This window comes from Paenibacillus terrae (genome assembly GCF_000943545.1).
GTDB classification, from domain to species: Bacteria; Bacillota; Bacilli; order Paenibacillales; family Paenibacillaceae; genus Paenibacillus; species Paenibacillus terrae_A.
On record NZ_JTHP01000033.1, the window covers coordinates 47914 to 67009 of the forward strand.

Annotated in this window: 20 protein-coding genes and 2 pseudogenes; 4 read left to right on the forward strand and 18 right to left on the reverse strand. The window is 46.4% G+C overall.

All coding sequences use genetic code 11. The annotated features are described in order from the left end of the window. Window positions 1–30: 30 nt before the first annotated feature. From QD47_RS16420 to QD47_RS16435, 4 genes and pseudogenes are all read right to left on the reverse strand, one after another. Entirely contained in the window at window positions 31–612 is a 582-nt protein-coding gene (locus QD47_RS16420; RefSeq protein WP_235332285.1) for a TetR/AcrR family transcriptional regulator, read from the reverse strand. Window positions 613–651: 39 nt separating this feature from the next. Further along, window positions 652–855 (reverse strand): annotated as a pseudogene (locus QD47_RS16425) (cupin domain-containing protein); the annotation flags it as partial. Between the two features lie 239 nt (window positions 856–1094). Continuing rightward, window positions 1095–1430, reverse strand: a complete 336-nt coding sequence (locus QD47_RS16430) for a YolD-like family protein (protein WP_044647161.1) — start codon at window positions 1428–1430, stop codon at window positions 1095–1097. A 12-nt stretch (window positions 1431–1442) separates the two neighbouring features. Continuing rightward, window positions 1443–1637: a hypothetical protein gene (locus QD47_RS16435; protein ID WP_044647162.1), complete on the reverse strand. Its 195-nt coding sequence runs from the start codon at window positions 1635–1637 to the stop codon at window positions 1443–1445. A 338-nt stretch (window positions 1638–1975) separates the two neighbouring features. On the opposite strand from QD47_RS16435, the gene QD47_RS16440 reads away from it, so the two are divergent. Beyond that, complete coding sequence (locus tag QD47_RS16440; RefSeq protein WP_044647163.1) at window positions 1976–2815, forward strand: hypothetical protein; 840 nt, start codon at window positions 1976–1978, stop codon at window positions 2813–2815. 149 nt (window positions 2816–2964) lie between these two features. Here QD47_RS16440 and QD47_RS16445 read toward each other — a convergent pair whose 3' ends face one another. From QD47_RS16445 to QD47_RS16475, 7 genes and pseudogenes are all read right to left on the reverse strand, one after another. Further along, window positions 2965–3453 (reverse strand): hypothetical protein, encoded by a 489-nt coding sequence (locus tag QD47_RS16445; protein ID WP_044647164.1) that lies wholly within the window; start codon window positions 3451–3453, stop codon window positions 2965–2967. A gap of 158 nt (window positions 3454–3611) precedes the next feature. Further along, complete coding sequence (locus QD47_RS16450; protein ID WP_044647165.1) at window positions 3612–3974, reverse strand: response regulator; 363 nt, start codon at window positions 3972–3974, stop codon at window positions 3612–3614. Between the two features lie 348 nt (window positions 3975–4322). Then, a complete protein-coding gene (locus QD47_RS16455; protein ID WP_044647181.1) occupies window positions 4323–5318 on the reverse strand; it encodes a metal ABC transporter substrate-binding protein in 996 nt (331 codons plus the stop codon). A gap of 50 nt (window positions 5319–5368) precedes the next feature. Continuing rightward, a complete protein-coding gene (locus tag QD47_RS16460) occupies window positions 5369–6217 on the reverse strand; it encodes a metal ABC transporter permease (RefSeq protein ID WP_014281343.1) in 849 nt (282 codons plus the stop codon). Next, the gene (locus QD47_RS16465; protein ID WP_025685519.1) at window positions 6163–6870 is read right to left on the reverse strand and encodes a metal ABC transporter ATP-binding protein; all 708 of its coding nucleotides are present in this window, start codon (window positions 6868–6870) and stop codon (window positions 6163–6165) included. Before QD47_RS16465 ends, QD47_RS16460 begins: the two co-directional genes overlap by 55 nt. Window positions 6871–7086: 216 nt before the next feature. Beyond that, window positions 7087–7371, reverse strand: a pseudogene (locus QD47_RS16470) (ABC transporter substrate-binding protein); the annotation flags it as partial. A gap of 83 nt (window positions 7372–7454) precedes the next feature. After that, window positions 7455–8531 (reverse strand): CobW family GTP-binding protein, encoded by a 1077-nt coding sequence (locus tag QD47_RS16475; RefSeq protein ID WP_044647167.1) that lies wholly within the window; start codon window positions 8529–8531, stop codon window positions 7455–7457. Window positions 8532–8788: 257 nt separating this feature from the next. Between QD47_RS16475 and QD47_RS16480 the strand changes: the two genes are divergently transcribed. The 3 genes from QD47_RS16480 to QD47_RS16490 are packed head-to-tail and all read left to right on the forward strand — an operon-like array spanning window position 8789 to window position 11904. Next, window positions 8789–9790 carry a permease gene (locus tag QD47_RS16480; protein WP_044647168.1) on the forward strand — a complete coding sequence of 334 codons (1002 nt, stop codon included), beginning with the start codon at window positions 8789–8791 and terminating at the stop codon, window positions 9788–9790. A gap of 8 nt (window positions 9791–9798) precedes the next feature. Next, a complete protein-coding gene (locus QD47_RS16485; protein WP_044647182.1) occupies window positions 9799–10776 on the forward strand; it encodes a TIGR03943 family putative permease subunit in 978 nt (325 codons plus the stop codon). A gap of 18 nt (window positions 10777–10794) precedes the next feature. Next, on the forward strand, window positions 10795–11904 hold the full coding sequence (locus QD47_RS16490) for a CobW family GTP-binding protein (protein WP_044647169.1): 1110 nt from the start codon (window positions 10795–10797) through the stop codon (window positions 11902–11904). Between the two features lie 238 nt (window positions 11905–12142). Here the strand turns inward: QD47_RS16490 and QD47_RS16495 are convergent, their stop codons facing one another. The 7 genes from QD47_RS16495 to QD47_RS16525 form a co-directional block, all read right to left on the reverse strand. Then, window positions 12143–12385, reverse strand: a complete 243-nt coding sequence (locus QD47_RS16495; RefSeq protein WP_014281334.1) for a type B 50S ribosomal protein L31 — start codon at window positions 12383–12385, stop codon at window positions 12143–12145. 22 nt (window positions 12386–12407) lie between these two features. Further along, window positions 12408–12875, reverse strand: coding sequence for a hypothetical protein (locus QD47_RS16500; RefSeq protein WP_044647170.1), 468 nt, complete (start codon window positions 12873–12875; stop codon window positions 12408–12410). Window positions 12876–12968: 93 nt separating this feature from the next. Beyond that, the gene (gene rpmG, locus QD47_RS16505) at window positions 12969–13118 is read right to left on the reverse strand and encodes a 50S ribosomal protein L33 (RefSeq protein WP_007430271.1); all 150 of its coding nucleotides are present in this window, start codon (window positions 13116–13118) and stop codon (window positions 12969–12971) included. Window positions 13119–13186: 68 nt separating this feature from the next. After that, window positions 13187–13756, reverse strand: a complete 570-nt coding sequence (locus QD47_RS16510; RefSeq protein WP_044647171.1) for a hypothetical protein — start codon at window positions 13754–13756, stop codon at window positions 13187–13189. 80 nt (window positions 13757–13836) lie between these two features. Continuing rightward, a complete protein-coding gene (locus tag QD47_RS16515; RefSeq protein WP_044647172.1) occupies window positions 13837–15219 on the reverse strand; it encodes an MFS transporter in 1383 nt (460 codons plus the stop codon). A gap of 79 nt (window positions 15220–15298) precedes the next feature. Next, a complete protein-coding gene (locus QD47_RS16520) occupies window positions 15299–15766 on the reverse strand; it encodes a MarR family winged helix-turn-helix transcriptional regulator (protein WP_044647173.1) in 468 nt (155 codons plus the stop codon). Between the two features lie 229 nt (window positions 15767–15995). After that, on the reverse strand, window positions 15996–19082 hold the full coding sequence (locus QD47_RS16525) for a GAP1-N2 domain-containing protein (RefSeq protein ID WP_044647174.1): 3087 nt from the start codon (window positions 19080–19082) through the stop codon (window positions 15996–15998). Window positions 19083–19096 lie beyond the last annotated feature (14 nt).

The following is a 19096-nucleotide window of genomic DNA, read 5'->3' on the forward strand; positions in this document are numbered from 1 at the left end:
CCAATCAGTGCTAGTGATGATTAAAAAAAATCACTTTAGCAGAAACGCTAAAGTAAATTTTAAATTTTCTAGTATGCTCGGGTCCTGGCTTGCATGTTGCAGAAAAAGTGCCCCCTCAATGGCCGAGACGATGAATTGGGCAGTCGACCTGGCAGGGAGTTCAGTCTGAATCTCTGATTTCTTCATTCCCTCGTTCAGCAACATCTCTACGGTGGTGATTTGGCTTTGGAAAAATTGGCTAACTTTATCCCGAAACAAGGGATTACCCTGGGGCATCTGCGTATAAAGAGTAATAAATGGACAGCCGCCCAAACAATCTGTCTCTTGTTGTGTCAGCAGTTGAAGAAGGATTTCAAATCGTTCCTGAACAGACTGATCCTTACGCGAAACAACCTCATAAATCATCTCGTTATATGTTTGAATCAGTTGATCCAGAATGGCTGAAAGCAACTCTTCCTTACTTTTAAAATAGTAGTAAATGTTCGTTTTGGATACGTTGCTTACAGCCACGATTTCATCCATACTTGTCGTATGATAGCCTTGGGTCAGGAACAATGAAGTGGCAGTGTGCAGAACAACATCCCGATTCGTCGTTTTATTTTTTTTCATCATATTTAGCACTATACGGTACTAATACATGCTTGTCAAACTTCGTTCACCATCCACTTCAAGTATGGCTGTACCTGATAAAATAAAGAAGAATTGGCGTGCATGATGGTGATAATGTCTGACCTCGTGTGTATTCCCGGGCATACGCTCATGAATAATACTCAAATCTTTATTTTTCACCAAACGCCAACCATCACATTGATCTCCCCATATGTAATGTTCGGCATTGTTTTTACTTATTTTCAACTGAACCCCTCCTTTTGCGATTACTGATTCATTTTAAGCCTGTATTCCTACGGCTACAATCTTATTTTCATCCAACAGGACGAACGAAAAATAGTCCGACTTACCCTGACTATTTTTTAAAATCAGCATTTTGCATCATTCGATTCCCAACGCTCGAAAGTACAATAGATAGACGAACTAAACCGTTTCGATCTCTATATTGCTGATTTGTAATCGCTCTTGGGATTGTTGCAAAATGCTCATATATCTGCCTTTATAATTTCCTCCAGCTTAATCCAGCTAAAATCCTCTTCCCCACGAGACAGCTTCACTTCCCGCCGACTCGTGTTAATCACCGTCACAAACCCGCACAGCTCCTCGTCATCAAATGGATTGAATACCCGCAGCGTAATGGGCTTCCGCTCGTTATAGGAAACGATGATCGCCCGCTCAATCTGCTGCATTTCCTGATCGTCCAATGTCGGCTTGCCGCGTCTCCCCTGCTCCTTCATCAGTCGCAAATAAGCATCCCGATGCTCAGGCAAGATCATGCGCGAGCTTTCCCATATGCCGTTCCCTTCAAGCTTTTTCCCCATCGTAAACGCCTCCTATGCTGTTCTGGTTACCGGATGCCATGCCAGTACCTGATCTAATCGAAAAACGCGTAGCTGGCCTGTCTGTAAACAGGTGGCCCGTATCAAACCGTTCCGCACACGATGCACCTCAATGCACCGCTGAGACAGCTTGCCCTTTCGGTCCATATACACGATTTCCACGATCTGTCCCACGTATTTTTCCAGCATGCTCCTTCACTCCTTATCAGAACGTTTGTTTGTATTATATGCGAACATGCGTTTGATTATCAATGTTAAATAATCCCCTGAGAGAATGTGATGCTCTCAGGGGATTATTTAACACGCTTTGACATCAAAAATGGATCTTCCCAATCGTAATGCCAGCCCATATGCAATAGAACATCATAGCATTAAAGCCTATATCCTGGAACGTAGAATATTCCAAACTCCAATGTATATGGGTTTTATAAACATTTATTTATAAATATAGACATTAATGTTTAGACATTACTTTTCATTTTTTGTAGTCTTGGTAAGAAAATAAAATTTAAAGGAGTGTAATGATTATGAAATTTGTAAAGCTAACTTTATTCACGATGGTTTGGATGATGGTTCTCTTTTTTAGTACTAGCCACAGCATATATGCAGCGGCTACGGGGGATGTCCTTAATAAACCGGAAGAAGGATGGTCTCGTTATGAAGCGAATACGCCCGAGATCACCTATCTTGGTGGTAATTGGTTTCGTGATAATACCGGCCCAATAACCTGGACTTCTCCCTGGCAAAAATCTGGAACAAGTCTAAAGTTTAATTTTAAAGGTACTAAATTAAGATTAATTTCCACCACTTGGTGGTCTGGTTCTAGCAGCATTGATGTCATTATAGATGGTGTTAAGGTTGATAACTTTTCTTTGACTGGAAGTGACGTAGCAGCCCGTAAAATCATGTACGAAAAATTAAACTTGCCTCAAGGAGAGCACTCTGTTGAATTTGTAAATAATACACCCAACTATTTATTTATATATGCAATTGATACTGATGGGTCGTTACTTCCCTTTAAACCTGTCGAGGTAGCGCCAACTCCTGAACCGTCTGAACCAACTAAACCCTCCGAACCGTCTGAACCGTCAAAGCCCTCTGAACCATCCGAACCCTCACAGCCGAGTGGTGACCGTGCAATTCTGGTTGTGACTATGGATAACGGGCTTGAAAAAGAATTTGATATGAGCAAGAAGGAGCTAGCCTCTTTCATTCAGTGGTATGACGCTAAAGATGCCGGACGGGGTGCTTCCTTCTTCGCCATTGATAGACATACCAATAACAAGGGCCCTTTCAACAGCCGCAAAGACTATGTAATATTCAATAAAATTTTGACATTCGAAGTAAACGAATATTCATCTAAATAATAACGAATCACAGCACGTCCACAACTAATTCAATATTTAAACACTCCCTCGAAGTTGGACAGTTCTTAACATTAGAAAAGTGGCAAGCCTCCAAGTGATAAGGGGCTTGCCATTTAACGCTTATCCAGAATTAAACCGCTGGTGCGGGATTAAAATTCGTAGGTGGACAGCTTGATATCCTCTTTATTCAAGCTTTTCAATGGATAGGCTTGGCCATTCCAATAAGTCAGGATATCAACAGGCTCATTAGCGCTATGCTCTTGTAACATAAGAGATAATTCAGGTAACAAATGCGGAAGCTGGTAAGAGCTTGTTATAAAATGATACTCTTCCGGACTTTCACATTCTTCAGCTCTGTAAAAAACAAAGTAACCCTCGGTGTTGTCCCCGATGAGTACAATGTAACGAGCAAGAAAAATAATTTCACCATTGGAAAAGGGGATGGAATATGTCGAATTAGGAATTAAATCCGTTTCCACCCCCTCTATACGCGCGGTAAGTTCACTGTTAAGAGCATCTATTCTTTCTCGTTGCTCGCTAATGAGGTGTTCATAACTTACCGGGACAAGTCCTCCTTTCCTAATCGTGGTGATCAGTTCATCGATAAATACTTTTTGAGACAAAACCCGATTACTCATCCTATTCATCTCCACATTCATTTAAATCACAACCCTCTTACTCATTTTCAAGATGCTTTATATTTATGTAAATTAAAATCTTATGTCATAGAAATGCTCTCTTGTTCAACTTATGGATTGCAGCCATCATCATGAATGGGTACGGTTAACCCGATCAATCAACTACCAAATATTTTTGTGATTGCATTCACAACTCTCTCCATTTGAAATGGTTTAACAATGAAATCCTTTGCACCTGCCTGAAATGCTTTGATAATCGCTTCTTGCTGACCCAAAGCAGAGCACATTAAAATTTTAGCCTGAGGATCAAGCCCTATAATCTTTTCAACAGCCTCAAGTCCATCCATCTTGGGCATATTGATATCCATGGTGATTAAATCTGGACGAAGGTTCGAGTATTTCAAAACAGCATCATACCCATTTTCCGCCTCCGCAATAACAGAGTGACCCAAATCCAAAAAAATATCCTTAAGTACAGATCGCATAAATAAAGAATCGTCAACGACTATAATTGTTGCCAAGGTAATCTCTCCTGTCGTTTTATATATCGTACTTCTTCATTCAGATGCTGACTGCTGAACAAAATGCATATCCAAGTTTCAATATCGGTGAAATAATAACTGAAGTTAATAGAAAAAATCTGTAAAAATAAAAACGCTACCATAGGATTACAAACGAAATTTTAAACTAGATACTATTGAATTAGTTTTCAAAAAAGCTTTTCATAATAACGTAAATTATTCCTGTAGGGTGAAGATCACAAAGTACTAGGTATCCACTGGAACCTTAGCACTAGTTAATGAAAATGACGCCGAGGATACATAAAAAAACAGACGCCGGTATAGTCCCCGACGTCTGTCTGCATTATTCTATTCATTCAGGGCCTTTTTCAAAGCCTCCAGGTTGTTTTTCATAACGCCAAGGTAGTCGAGGTTCTTCTGTTTGTCTTCGTCTGTCAGTCCTTCGAGTGGGTTCAGTACATCGGTTTTTGCACCGATTTCAGTAGCTACGGTCTCAGCGACCTTTGGATCAACAAGGGTTTCAAAGAAAATCGTTTTAACATTATTCTCTTTGGCAAATTTGATAATGCCCGCCAGCTTGTCCGGTGTAGGCTCTTGCTCCGGAGATAGTCCGGCAATCGCCACTTGGGTCAGACCGTATTGCTTAGCCAGGTAACCAAAAGCAGTATGCTGGGTAATAAAGTCTTTGCGTTTTACATCTTTCAGACCTGTTTTAAACTCGGTATCCAGCTCTTTCAATTTAGCGATGTAAGCATCAGCATTTTTTTCATAATCTGCTTTGTTCGCAGAATCTGCAGAGATAAGACCCGCTTTAATGGACTCTACTTCCTTTTGGGCCAATACCGGATCAAGCCATACGTGAGGGTCCAGCACATGATCGTGACTATGACCTTCCTCAGCGTGTACTTCTCCTTCTTCCTCCTCAGCAGTACCTTCCATCAGGTTCAGCCCTTTGCTTGCTTCAACCACAACACGCTTGTCGTTAGACGCACTGCTCAAAGCCTGCTCTGCCCAGCCTTCGACGATACCGTTATATACAAAAACATCAGCATCCTTCACCTGTGCCATATCTTTGGCGCTTGGCTCCCAGTCATGCGGCTCCGCACCAGCAGGAATCAGCGCGGTTACATCAGCATGATCTCCAGCGACCTGTTTTGTAAACTCATACATCGGATAAAAAGTGGTAACCACTTTCAGCTTTTTGCCGCTGTCCGTCGTTTGTGCCTGATTTGGCTCGGTTTGGGGAGTGTTTGTAGCTGTATTATCAGATTTGACTCCGCAGCCGGACAAAATAAGTACCAGCCCCGCAGACAATACGAATGATTTTTTGAACCAAGTATTCATGTTCATAACTCCTTTATTTGTTTGGTTTTTCAGAATACGAACTGTTTCATTCACTGGCGTGCTGCATTCTTCTGCCGGGAAGCCTGCTGCTTACCCAGTTTGCGGACTAGCTTTTGAATACCGATTCCCACGATCAGGAATAATAACAGCACCATGGCAATCGTCCCCCCTGGGGGTGTACTCAGTTCATACGACGCCGTTAAACCCGAAAATACCCCGATCAATGCGGTCACCATAGATATCCAGATGGCTGCGGCAAAGCTCGGTGCAATTCGAATCGCCAATGCAGCCGGTAACACGATCAGTGAGGAGACAAGCAACACACCGACAATCGGCATTGCAGCAGCTACAATCATCCCTGTCAAAATGCTAAACGCAAATGAAATAGATTTGACAGGAAGGCCGTTTGTCTTCGCCGTTTCTTCATCAAAGGTAATCTGATACAAAGGACGCCGAAATACGAAAAAGAAAATACCCCCGATCACAGCGACTGCGATCATCAACATCAGCTCTGTCTGATTGACCGCCACCACTGAACCGAACAAATAAGCGGAAAAGCCTTTATTAATACTCTGATTCAGGTTCATTAGAATCACAGCCGTCGACAGGCCGCCTACCATAATAATTGCCACAGAAATCTCGCTGTACGTTTTATAAGACCTGCGGACGTATTCAACGATAATCGCTCCGATTATAGCTACAATAAAACCGGTTATTGTCGGATTAATGCCCAAATAGGCACCCGCTGCCACCCCTGCCAGTGATACATGCGATAGCATGTCCGCCATCAGAGCCTGACGCCGCAGCATCAGGTACACTCCAAGCACCGAGGCCAGCAGTGCAATTACCCCACCGGCACAAAATGCCCGCTGCATGAAGTCGTAGTGCAGCATTTCCATCCGCCATCTTCCTTCCTCTCAAGTTCAATAATACGATCCAGATAATGTTGCACTTCCGATAGTCCATGGGTAACCATGACTACGGTTCTTCCATATTCCTTAACCTGCTGATTCATCAGATCGTAGAAGTGATGGCGGCTTTCCTGATCCATCCCGGTCGTGGGCTCATCCAAAATGAGCAAATCCGATTCCTGAGCGAGCGCTCGTGCCACACAGATGCGCTGCTTCTGTCCACCGGACAGCTCGCCGATTTTACGATGACGCAAATCCCACATGCCTACCTGACGAAGCGCCTGCTCTGTCAGATCATGATCCTCGGGCCGCATACGGCGCAACCACGAGCCATGAGTGTATCTTCCTGAACGGACAAATTCCAGGATGGTACTTGGAAATCCACCATTAAAAGCAGCAATTTGCTGTGATACGAATCCAACAACAAGCTTCTTGCCCTCACCTGTGCGGTCGGACATAAACACCTTGCCCTTCCAAGGTTGAAGCAAACCGAGCAACAATTTGAGCATTGTCGATTTGGAAGCCCCATTTGGCCCGGTAATGGCCACAAATTCGCCAGAAAAAATTTCAACATTGGCATCCACCAGGTTAGGAACGTCCCCGTAGCCAAATGTAACTTGTTCCAGTGAGGCTAATAACATGACGCAAATCTCCCTTTCCTTTAAAAAGCCTGGAGCCATCTGAACGATATACCTCCGCGCAGATTCTCCAGGTCGTTTATTCTCATCAAACCATCTACCGTAATCATTACGATTAGATAATAAAAAAACAAGCGTTTGATAAACGTAACCTTTACGCATTAGCAAGTTTAACAGTTTAGGAAAGGTTCGTCAATGTTTTGCAGATCTTTTACTCGTTTATTTTACTTTGTCCGGATACAGGCCAGAAGCCAAGGTTTTCAGCGCAATCGGCGCACGCACGCCTTCAGCCGCTGCTGAGAGAGGCAGAACTACGAATCTTTTGTTTTTGATCGCTTCTACACCAGCCAGCGCCGGCTTGCTCAGCAGCAGCTTCTCTTTATCCGCCAGCGAGGTATCTCCATAATCCAGAATCACAATGACGTCAGGATTGCGCTTCACGACTTCTTCCCAGCTTACCTCGGCAAAGCTTTTGTCCACATCATCAAAAATATTTTTGGCCTTTTCTAAAGTACCGAAAGCAGGCTTTCCAGCTACGTTAGCGCGAGAATTATGTTTTGACGGATAAATGCCGCTAGTTCCTGGGGTCATAAACCAGTCAATGGCTTTTCGGCCGCTTCCAGCTTTCTCAACCGTTCTTCAATCTCGGAAGCAGAGAAATTTTCGCCCATGACGACGGCTACATCATTCACCGGCTTTTGCGGGCGAATCGGAATGATTTCCAGCTCCCGGTAGGCAAACTGGAACATCATCTGACCCTCTGATTCCAGAAAACGCACAATTCCTTTGGCTCGGTAAATTTCAGCTGGCAAACTGCGAAACAACTGTTCAAACTCGGAGCGTGGCACAGGTTGTCCAAAGAAATGCGTGTGAACGACTACATGGTCGTAGGAATGATAATGCTCCCCATGTTCGTGTTCGTGGTCATGCTCATGGTGCTGGTGGTCATGATGGTGATGGTCTCCATGATCATGAGCGTGTAGATGATTTTCCGAATGATGGTGATCATTCCCGCTATCGGCTATGGATTCCTTTTGCCCCGAAACGTCCATACGTTCCTCTCCTTGAATGGAGAAAAAAGTATCCACGTCCACGTCGCTTCGTTGCGTGCTCACAGTCAGCGCGTATGGATTTAATTCTTTTACGAGTGCCTGTACCTCCTGTAGCTCGCCCGTAGCCAATAAATCAATTTTGTTAATAATCAGCTTGGAAGCGCATCGAAGCTGATCCTGCATCAGGCGATGTGACTTGTTTCTCTCGTGACCTGAGGCAAAATCCAGAAATTGACGCGCATCCACCACCGTAATAACGGATTGTAAAATCATTGAGGAATAGATGGAGGCATCTGTCACCGCATCTACAATTTCCATCGGATTAGCCACTCCGGTACATTCAACGATAATCACGTCCGGCTTATATTCCTCGGCAAGGTTCATCAGCTCCACGCCCAAATCTCCGCGAATGGTACAGCATATGCAGCCACTAAGCATTTCCTTCATGGGAGCCTGGCCGTTCACAAGACTGCCGTCCAAATTAACATCGCCCAACTCATTCATCAAAATAGCCGGCTTGAGTCCCTGCCCTTTATAGTAAGCCAGCGCATGCTGAAGAAGAGTTGTTTTACCGCTGCCCAGAAATCCGGATAAAACAACAATCGGTATCATAAAATCCTCCTTGTCTTTACAACGTTTTAATAAGGATCGTACCGTAAAAATTTCCTTCTTGCAATCGTTTGTTGAAGTTTAATTGTAATATTTACGAATTAATACAGGCATATTGTCCAATTAAAGAACACAATTATATAGATGACCACGCTTGAACTTGTCCATAAAGGAGTACTCCAGACGCTACCAGCGGGCATGTTTGTCCCATGACAGGCATAGGATGTAGATAAGAACCCTTATTTCCAAGGAGCCGTGGAATGAAAACCAGTACGCTGTTGAAGATGCTGCCTTTTATGATTCCGTTTGCCTTTCTCATCCCTGTGCTTGTTACGCTATCTCCCCGATGGCTTCGTTCGTTAGATATGAGTCAACTGCAACCGTTAAAAACGGTATTTATGGGCATCTTTCTGGAAGCTGTCCCGTTTCTCCTTATTGGTGTACTCGTCTCATCCCTTTTGCAATGGCTCGTACCGGAAACATGGATTCGCAAAATAGCGCCTGCGCATCCTGTGCCGGGTGTCCTGCTGGCCTCTTTGCTGGGTCTGCTGTTTCCCATCTGTGAATGCGGTATGATCCCTGTCGTCCGCCAATTGATGCTCAAGGGAATGCCTGCCTATATGGGCATCACCTTTATTTTAAGCGGGCCGATTCTCAATCCTGTGGTGCTGGCTGCGACGATGATGGCGTTTCCTTCCCATCCCGAGGTCACTGCCGTTCGAATGGGGCTGGCCTTTGTCGTTTCTGCGATCATCGGGCTGATCGTGTATGCCTTTGTGCGTGTGCATCCGCTCAAACGGTCGTTGCTCTCTTTTAACCAGCCAAAGCAGAACAACCAGACTCATCGCCACAATCGCACATGGCGGGGCTTTTTTGTACATGCTGGCGACGAGTTTTTGGACATGAGTAAATATCTCATTATCGGCGCGTTGCTGACAGCCTCCATCCAGACCTTCATCCCACGGGATGAAATGCTTTCGTTAAGCGGTGAAACGGCTGGCTCGTACGCCTTTATGATGGGTTTTGCCTACGTACTGTCCCTGTGTTCCACCTCCGATGCCTTCGTCGCTACTGCTTTTTCGCATACCTTTACACTGGGTCCGCTGGCATCCTTTCTTGTGCTCGGCCCGATGCTGGATTTCAAAGGCACGCTCATGCTGCTAAGCACCTTCCGCACCAAATTTGTCGCCGTCCTGTGCTTGCTCATTGTTTCGCTTGTCCTGGTGGGCTCTATAGCTGCTGAATGGTTATTGGGGAGGTGAATACGAACGTGAATTCAACCTTTAGCATCCGCTGGCAGTATGGCATGCGCTCCTTGCTCATGATTGGATTGGCTGTGTATATCATCACATTGAGTCAATCGAATTCCCTTCATTACTACTTGGCTCCGCAAATGCAAAAGCTGCTCCTGCTCTGCCCCGTACCCCTGCTGTTCATCGCCTTGGCTATGGCGTGGCACGGCATAGCCGGGGAGCGAGAAGGTGAGGATTTATGTGATTGCGAGCATCCGTTGCCGCAAAGCTGGTTCAAAAAAACGCTCGTATATGGAATGCTGCTCATTCCGCTGCTATTCGGTTCGCTGCTGCCCAATCAGGCGCTTGGCAGTGATATGGCAGCCAAAAAAGGCATGTCCTTCACGTATCCCAACCCGGAGATCCGGCGCAAAACAGATATACAGACCACGAAAGCACCGACCTCCTCCATTTTATCGACCGCCTCTCCCGCGCCAGCTTCGCCCCCTCCAGGGGGAAAATGGAGTCAGGAAACACTGGATCAGCTGTTCGTTCCGCCTGATAAGTACAACGTAGAATTTGCCGAGCTGGCGAAACGTCTATATCAGCAGCCGATCATACAAATCAAACCGGAGATTTTTTCCGAAACCATTGGAGCCATCGAATTGTATAAGCACGCTTTTGAAGGAAAAAAGGTGCAGGTGACTGGCTTTGTCTACAAAGACGGCAGCCTGCCGGGCAAAGGTCTATTTGCGGTGGGAAGGTTCCTTGTCATGTGCTGTACTGCCGATGCCATGCCATTCGGAATCATCGTCCAATCCAAGAAGGTCCCGTCCTTTGACAAGGATACGTGGGTGACCATTGAAGGCACATTACATGCCACACAGAAAGGCAATACTCCCGTACTCGAAATTCGATCCGAGAAAATAACCACTGTGGCACAGCCGGAATCCCCTTATGTTTATACCCAGGCAGATTCGGTAGCCACCTTTGATCGCTTGAATGCAACACACTAACCCTAACAAGGAGGAATAATGATGAACAAGGTTCCTGTGATATTAATCAGCGGTTTTCTTGGCAGCGGCAAAACGACACTGCTTCTGCGCTTGCTGGCCCATACCCGCCAACTTCCGCTCCGTCCCGCTGTATTAATGAACGAAATGGGTGAATACGATGTAGACGGTGCCATTATTTCTGAAGAAATGCCCGACGTATCGGTGGAAGGACTGCTGGAGGGCTGCATTTGTTGCAGCAAAAGAAATGAGTTGGCAGGCGCTCTGCACACCCTGCTCAGTCAGGAGCCGGATCTGATCTTCATGGAAACCACAGGGGTAGCCAACCCTGAGCAAGTGCTGGAAGAGCTTCGCTCCCCGCTGCTGGCGGATCGGCTTTATCTGGTTCACAGCATCAGTGTTGTGGACGCTAAGCTTTTTCATGAATACAACAGCCGCTTCACCGCTGACAAAGAGCTGGTTCGAACCCTGCACGGGCAACTTCGCAACGCAGACTTCATTGTGGTGAACAAGACAGATGCGGCTAGTACCCGTGAAGTAACGAAGGTCATCAAGAGTATTCGCAAGCTCAACGATACGGCCAAGCTGCAAACCGCTGAATATAGTCGGGTTGACCTTGAACCACTGCTAGAGCCTGTTCTGGCTTCCGTATCCGTTGCCGCAAAACCTGTACAGGTACCTCAACCTGAATCAGCACAGGCTCAGCGAACCGATGCAGCCCCATCGTCCGCCCCTATTTCCGCCAAAAGTATCGGACGACCTGGCAGTATCTCCAGAAGTACGGCATTTAAAGTCATTTCTGCGCACAGTCATAGCCATAACCACGATGCCAACCAGCCCCATTCGTTTTCCCGTCTGGAGAGCTTAACGCTGCATCAATATTCTCCACAGCCATTGGAAAAGCAACGATTGGAAAGCTTCCTGACCGGGCTCGGTTCCTCGCTGCTTCGGGCGAAAGGCTATTGCGTGCTTCCACACGAAGGTACAATGCTTTTGCAATATTCAGGAAGTCATTTGGAGTGGCAACCCACTGCACTCCCCGTGAGTCAGGGGTACGTCACGCTCATTGGGGAGCATCTGGACAAAGCATCCATTGCTGATCAATGGGAGCAGTGCTTCATTTCGCTTTAACAGACAAATCTGGTTTGATATAAAAAAGAACCCTCCACTTCTGTCGGAGGGTTCACTCATTAAGACTTCTTGCGCAATTGATCCGTACAACGGTCACAATAACCATGAATCTCATCCAAAACACCATGTGTAAAATGATTTGTTGTTCTCATTTGCGTATGTATCTATCTGTAGATAATAAAAAAAGCGATGTTCACGAATTATTTGTATAATCCGTGAACATAACGCTCGTCTTGTTCTAAAGGTTATATTTTTTGTTAAAGCGATCCACACGTCCACCGATATCCACGTTTCTTTGTTTACCAGTGAAGAACGGGTGAGAAGCGGAGCTGGTATCTACACGGATAACCGGGTATGTGTTGCCGTCTTCCCATTCCATCGTTTCTTGGGAATACTTAGTGGAAGCACTCAGGAAAGAGAATCCACAGCTAGGGTCCAAAAAGATAACTTTGTTCAATGTTGGATGAAGATCTTTTTTCATATTATTCACCTAAGCTTTCATATCATTTTTTTGGTTCAAACTCAAACGTACTGGCGCAATACTCCATCAGTTGGCAAAAGGAACGGTTATGTCCCAGAAAAAAAGACGACAGATCGTAACGGTTGCGCTCAGGTTCGTAAACGACAAGCAAACGATGCCGCATATATCGCATCGCCCATTGCATGAACGCTCCGGATCTTTCGTCAGCCTTCATCGTTATATAAGCATATAGTGAATGGTCCTCCGGCTCGTCCCAAATGCTGACACCAGCACAGGAGAACTCGGTTGCCACGTGCTTTCGATTCAAAAGGCAAAGCGTACCATGCAGCTCCGCATCTATCGTACAGCCATGAAAAAAAGCTATTCGCTTAGGCGTAAGCTTTATCTTTGGACGCTCTATCCACTGGACTAATTCAAGTTTTCGCCGGTTCCATAACGCAGGCTTTTGCAAACTTAACACGATTTCTTCATCATGAAGTGGAGAGACCATGCCATGGCTCCTTTCATGAAGCCCTACATTCATTAGATTTCAGGCTTCGTTCAGGACGCAAAACAATTCAGGTTGCTATGTAGCAAACCTACATTATCTAGTTTCACGATGAATCGTATACTTTTTCAGACGCGGAGAGTATTTTTTCATTTCAAGACGCTCCGGATGATTTCTTTTGTTCTTGGTTGTTGTATAGTTGCGGTCACCAGATTCGGTGCATGCCAAGGTAACAATTACGCGCATTTCTCTTCCTCCTTAAATGGAATACATGGTATACAATTACAATAGTAATTTTTACGATTAGTTCTATTCTATAATTCATGGTGCTCTTTGTCAACCTTTGACTGACGGTTTATCGCTTCTACTACTGTATTCCAGCGATTACGGTACTGTGCCAGCTTCGGATGAAGTTCTAATGGTTCGGTCGAAAGCACCAATCTGACGTTTCTGATCCATTCATCAAACGATGCATAGGATGCACACAAATTTGCAGTTTCAGGACTCATATACAGAAAAAGCGGGGGAGTATATTTTTCTGCCAGAAAACGGATTGCTGCTTCAATCGGCGTATACTTTTTGCGTTTACCTTCCCAGCTCTCGATTACGACAGCACTCAAAGCCTGCTCCCGCTGCCACTCCCCAAGGTCGTCCACCCGCTTGTAATACGAGCGAACCGGCTGCTTCCACATTCTTCTGACTGTTTCCTCATGTAACGGGTATAGTACCAGCTTTTTAAAGGATAACGCAGCTCCCGTTTCAGCGAAAATATCCAGCTCTCCAGCTGTAATCTGCTCAAACGTATCATAATAGATCATAGTCCCTTTATGCGTCTCGACTGGAGGCTCATAGCCATAGGGTACATATTGAAGGTTTCTTGTCATGCCGGACACTCCATCCTTCCGTAGATGAACTTTTCCTTCTATATTATACCCTTGTTTTGGCATGAGTTTGCATAAAATGTTTATCCTTGCTGGGCAGCAGTCGTATTGCGGCGAGGGCCCCGGCGAAACTGCAAGGCGTAAAGTACCATGGTCGCGAGCGAAATCAGCGCAAGAACCGTAAATATATTGCTGAAATTGAACACCTGCACGTTGGATACGACAGGATTCAGGTGAAAGGTAGACGAGGTATCTAGCGTTTTACCCAAAATACTTGTCGTCACTGCACCGGAAATAAAATTCAGCAGAGACAGCAGCCCCATTCCAACACCAATCTGATCCCTCGACAAGGTACGGGAAATCGTGTTAGACATGGCAATCTGCATAAAGGTTTGACCTACGTTGCCGAAAATGAGCAAAAATAAAATGAGATACGGAGACGCGCCCACAAAGGTAGACAAGCTGATAAAGCAGATAAACATAAGCGTAACTGCCATGTAGACTAGAAATGAATTTCCTTTGCTATCGGCCAAACGCCCACCGCTTTTACCAAGCAAAGCCGACGCAATGGCAGCCGGAAACATAATCAATCCAATTGTTGCAGGCGTAAGCTGATTGAGACTGTTCAGAAACTGCGGAGCCAGGTACGGCAGCCCAAAGCTAACCCCTGCTCCCAAGAAGGCTATAAACAATCCGTAAGAATATTGCTTGTTACGGAACAGCTTGGGCTGAATGAATGGATCTTTAGCGGTAGTGATCCGCCATATAAACAGAGCAAACAGCACAATACCGACCAGAAAAAATATAATATTGCTTTGCGAAATGGAAAGCAGTAAGAAGGCTACCGTTCCGCCCAGCAGCAATCCACCGAGAAAATCAAATTTCTGATTCTCTCCACGCTGGTTGTCCAAATATTTGCGAAAGAATGGCAAGGCGATAAGCGGCAGCATGGAAATAACGAACAGAAAACGCCAGCTTGCAAAGCCTGTAATCAAACCGGAAATAATCGGAGCCAGCGCCGTACCCAGTGCCAATCCGATTGCAGTAATGCCCAAGGCGCGTCCTCTTTTTTCAGCAGAGAAATAGCGGACAGGAATGATCATAGCTGTCGCCGGAATAACAGCAGCCCCTGCGGCCTGAAGCAGACGGGCTATAATCAGCATCCAAAATTGATTGGCCAACAGACCAATAAGCGAACCTAGTGCAAAAAAGATAATCCCAAACGTCAGTAAATCCTTGAGACGGTATTTATCCGCCAGCTTACCGTAGGTCACCGAGCCAACCGCATACACAATCATATAACCGGTCAACAGCCAGCTCACATCGGAAGAACTAATATGAAACTCCTCGCGAATCACAGGCATGACTACATTAAACATAAAGGCGTTCATCACTGAAAAAACGAGTGTGAAGGCCAACACACGCATAAGCTTATCCGCATTGGGATAAGTTTGTTCTTTTATCATCTGGTCTCTCCCTCTCCTGTAAAAACTATCTATGCTGCAAGAAGTCAGCTTTTGAGTCCCCCTATCCGGGCATATCCGTTCAAACGCGGGCGCTCGCAGGATGGTAATTGTGAAGTATTTTTTTCAACAGACCTCGAAGAGCCTCTAACTCCCCCACAGATAACATTTCGCCTACCGAGCTTTTAATCTGCTCAACTGTATGCTCAGCTACCTTGTGAATTTTCAAGCCTTCCTCAGTCAAATAAATCTGCTTCATACGCGCATCTTGCGGGTGACTTTTGCGTACTGCCCAATTTTTCTTAACGATCCCGTTCACCAGGCTGGTGACGCTTGATTTATCTATAAGCAGCAGCTTTTCCAAATCCGTATTGGTCACTCCAGGCGACATTGCCAGTATATAAAGCGTCTGCGATTGCGGGGAGGTAAGCCCTAAAGGACGCAACGCCGTCTCAATCTCGCGCCGGACTGTTGTAAAAATCCATTTAATTAAATACATCGTGCTCTCTTCCTCCCAGGGGAGACAAACGGGATACACCTCGCTTCCCATGTCGTTACTAACCTCCACAATCTTTGGATTTTAATAGTTTGAATTCCAACTAATTTTAAACAGTCGCCTATCTAGTGTCAATACTTTAGTCGTTTTTAAGTACATTTCTAGTTAAACTTATTTAAAATCTTATGTATAGCAAAAAGACGAGTCCAGTAAGGGAAGCCCGTCTCTTTGCTTGTTGGTTCATGTATAATTGCTTGTACATGAGAAACCATTGGAATACGGCTTAGTCTGCGGTTTTCACTTGAACCAGCGGGTACTCTTTTCCATCCACCGTTACTGTACTGGCATCGTCTAGCTCCAGCCGTTGCCAAATGGTCAGCAGTGTGCGATAAGGATACTGCTTCAAGTCATACTCGGTTGACGCGTTAAAATCGGTCCCGGTTCCATTGACTGAACCTGTACCCTGATTAGATGTTGTTCCTGTAGCACCACCTGACGTTGTGCTGCTGCCTGTGGTTCCATCGGTTGCTGTGCCGCTCCCCCCTGTAGGAGTCCCCGATGTCGTGCCTGCGCCCGATTGGCCTGTCACCGTTCCGGCCTGATCAGCGCTGTTTCTGCTGGATGTACCCCCGCCAACCGTTGAGCCAGTAGCCCCCCCTGCTGTCGTGCTTCCTGTAGTGGCACTTCCGGTTTTCGCGTCACCGGACTGACCAGTGTTAGCTTTACTGGCTGCTTCCTTGTCGTTCTGCTCAGTAAGCGTAAAATTTTCGTATGAATACTCCTGTTGATCCGCACCGACAATGTCGAGCTTTTTAGGCTTAAACGCCGCCTGCTCCGCCGATGTTTGAAAAGCAAACAGCAGCTTGACCATTTTCGTAGTCGCCTTGGTGTTGGGCACATGAGTCACAATCGCCGTGGGCTCTTCCTTTACGGGTACTGCAGGCTCCACTACAGGCGGCTGCACTGGCTTGGGTGTAGTGACAGGTGCTGGCGTGGCTTCCGAGCCGATTACCCCCGCTGCTTTCAGGCCGCCTAGCGTGCCTGCAATGACGACAAGCACGATCCCGGAAATCACCCCACCCTTGCGGAAGCGACGAAGCGTTTTGACTAAAGGTGTATCCGTCTCACGCCTCGCTGTCAGATAGAAATTTTTAAAAACAGGCTTGGCAGGCTCAAAATATTCACGCCACAGCGTTTTTTTATGCAGCCCTTCGCGTCCTTCCTTCTGGAAGAACAACAGCAACGCACGTCGATAGGCTGGTTCAAAACCGCCTCGTGGCGTAGCAAATTCGGCATGTCCCTCCGACCAGCGGATAAAACGGTACATCGTATCGTTATCCTTCGCCCATTTGCGGATCGAGCTAACCAATCGAGCAAAATCCAGTATTCCTTCGCCCGTGCCATCGGAACGATAAAAGGCGGGCAGCAGACGGGCAAAATGGCCCTCCGCAAGCTGCTGGGGCAGCCAACTGTAAGCCCAGTCCTGCACCTTTTCCACCTCGCCCGGCTCCAGACCGTCCAGCACTGACGGTTCCGGGTTCTCCGTGCTAAACCAATCGTAAGCCGCAATCAAGCGCACCGCTTGTCCCTTGAGCGGAGCCGGTAGCTTCCCGACCCACTGCACCAAGTCAGGCCGAGTAAAGAACGGAATCTGTACGACCTGATCAGGTGAGATTTCCTTTAGCTCCACTTCGGTAAGCAAATACCGATCCGACGCTTCCTGCAAGCGTTCCGTTAACCCGGATTGCTCCAGTGGAGAGAGCTTGCCCCCCGTAGAGCTACTTTTCCATTGCTGCAACCGTTGATGAATAGCAGCCACAGCCTCTACCGGTTTTCTTTCGGCACGCAGTCTGCCCATCAATGCGGACTCAGCTAAAAGCTGAAAATCAGCATTCGACGATACTTCAATATATCGACTGCCCCATTCATGCACGACAGCCAGCAAACCCTTCACATCTGGTGTTCTTTTCATCTGACTGTCCATGTAGGGAATGAACAGCATCTTCGTGAGCGCCGGATTACCCAGCACCTTCGTAAAATACGACTTGCCCAATGAAGGATTTTCTTCAATCGTATGATAAATATAAGTGACAGCTTCCGTATTTCTGGCGGTATAGGCGTTATTCAGCGAGCGGATCAAATATTCCACCAACCGATTCTCGCTGCTACGCGCGTGAACTTTATAGTAATCCTTGAAGCAGTCGACCAGACCCACGTCAGGAATATATCCATCCTTCACCCGATCAAATTCATGATCAAAAAACGACAGAAATAAGTCATTCAGCCGCATTTTACGGGGCAACGCATCGGGAGAAGATAAATAGTCGGTCAAGCTTCTCAGCACGGAAATCCGCCGTTCGTTATATAGCCCGCGCTCTCCCTGCTCTATTCTGTACAGTGTAATGAGCTCGTGATAGCTGGATAGCGTCAGATCGCGCCCGGCCTCCATGCCAGTCAGCATTTGCTCGGCAAATTTGAAAAAATCGTCCGGCGTCTCGCCATTCAGTAGCGTATGGGCAATCCAGTCAAAATACGGCTGTCTCACCTGCTCTGCATCCACATTGAGTACCCGACCACTGTTAGTCAGGTCAAATACAAAATCCTTTTCCACATTCCGATCCCCGGGACGCAAACTGAAAGGCTCAACAAACATCAAATGAATGCCTTTTCTGCTGTGTGGCTCCTTCGCATATGTAAGAAATCCGAGCCTGTTGCGAAATGCATAAGGCAGCGCCGCATACAACACACCCAGCAGCAGCTTGGCTGAAGATGCCACCGCTTCTACTGGAACGTTCAGTGCTATATATACCTTTTTACGGCCAGTAGCCGACATCATGACTGCATATAGAAGCTGCTTGAACATTTCTTCACCGAGCTGCAATTGAGACAGCACCCCAGACGGATCAACAGATGGAAATACGCTCCCACCCGGCAGACGCTCCAGTTCCGGCAATTCCGTTCCTTGCTCAATATCGTAAGTATCGACAAAAGATGTGTTCAGCCACTGCTTGTAATCAGACGGAGATTCACCCTGCCCGGCTGGAATCACATAATTGTGCGTAAAAAAGGCGCTCCGCAGCCCGGTAAAATCCGCTGCCTTGTAGATACTGCGTCCCAGCACCACATCCCCTGACTCCGTCCGTACCAGATGCATGGCTTCCGGGTAGACGCTCTCCTGCTTCTCACCACGCGCTGTTAAAGCAGCAGGCGCATCATACACACACAAGGGATGCAGCACCTTTTTAATAAAGGTAGTGTCCAGCCCCTTGGAATTGGCCACCGTATCGAAGCCTTCCGTTGAACGGAAAATACCACGCCGTTCCCGTGTGTACATCTGCTGCTGTATCAAATGAGAGGTAGAATTACTCACTGTGATTCTCTCCC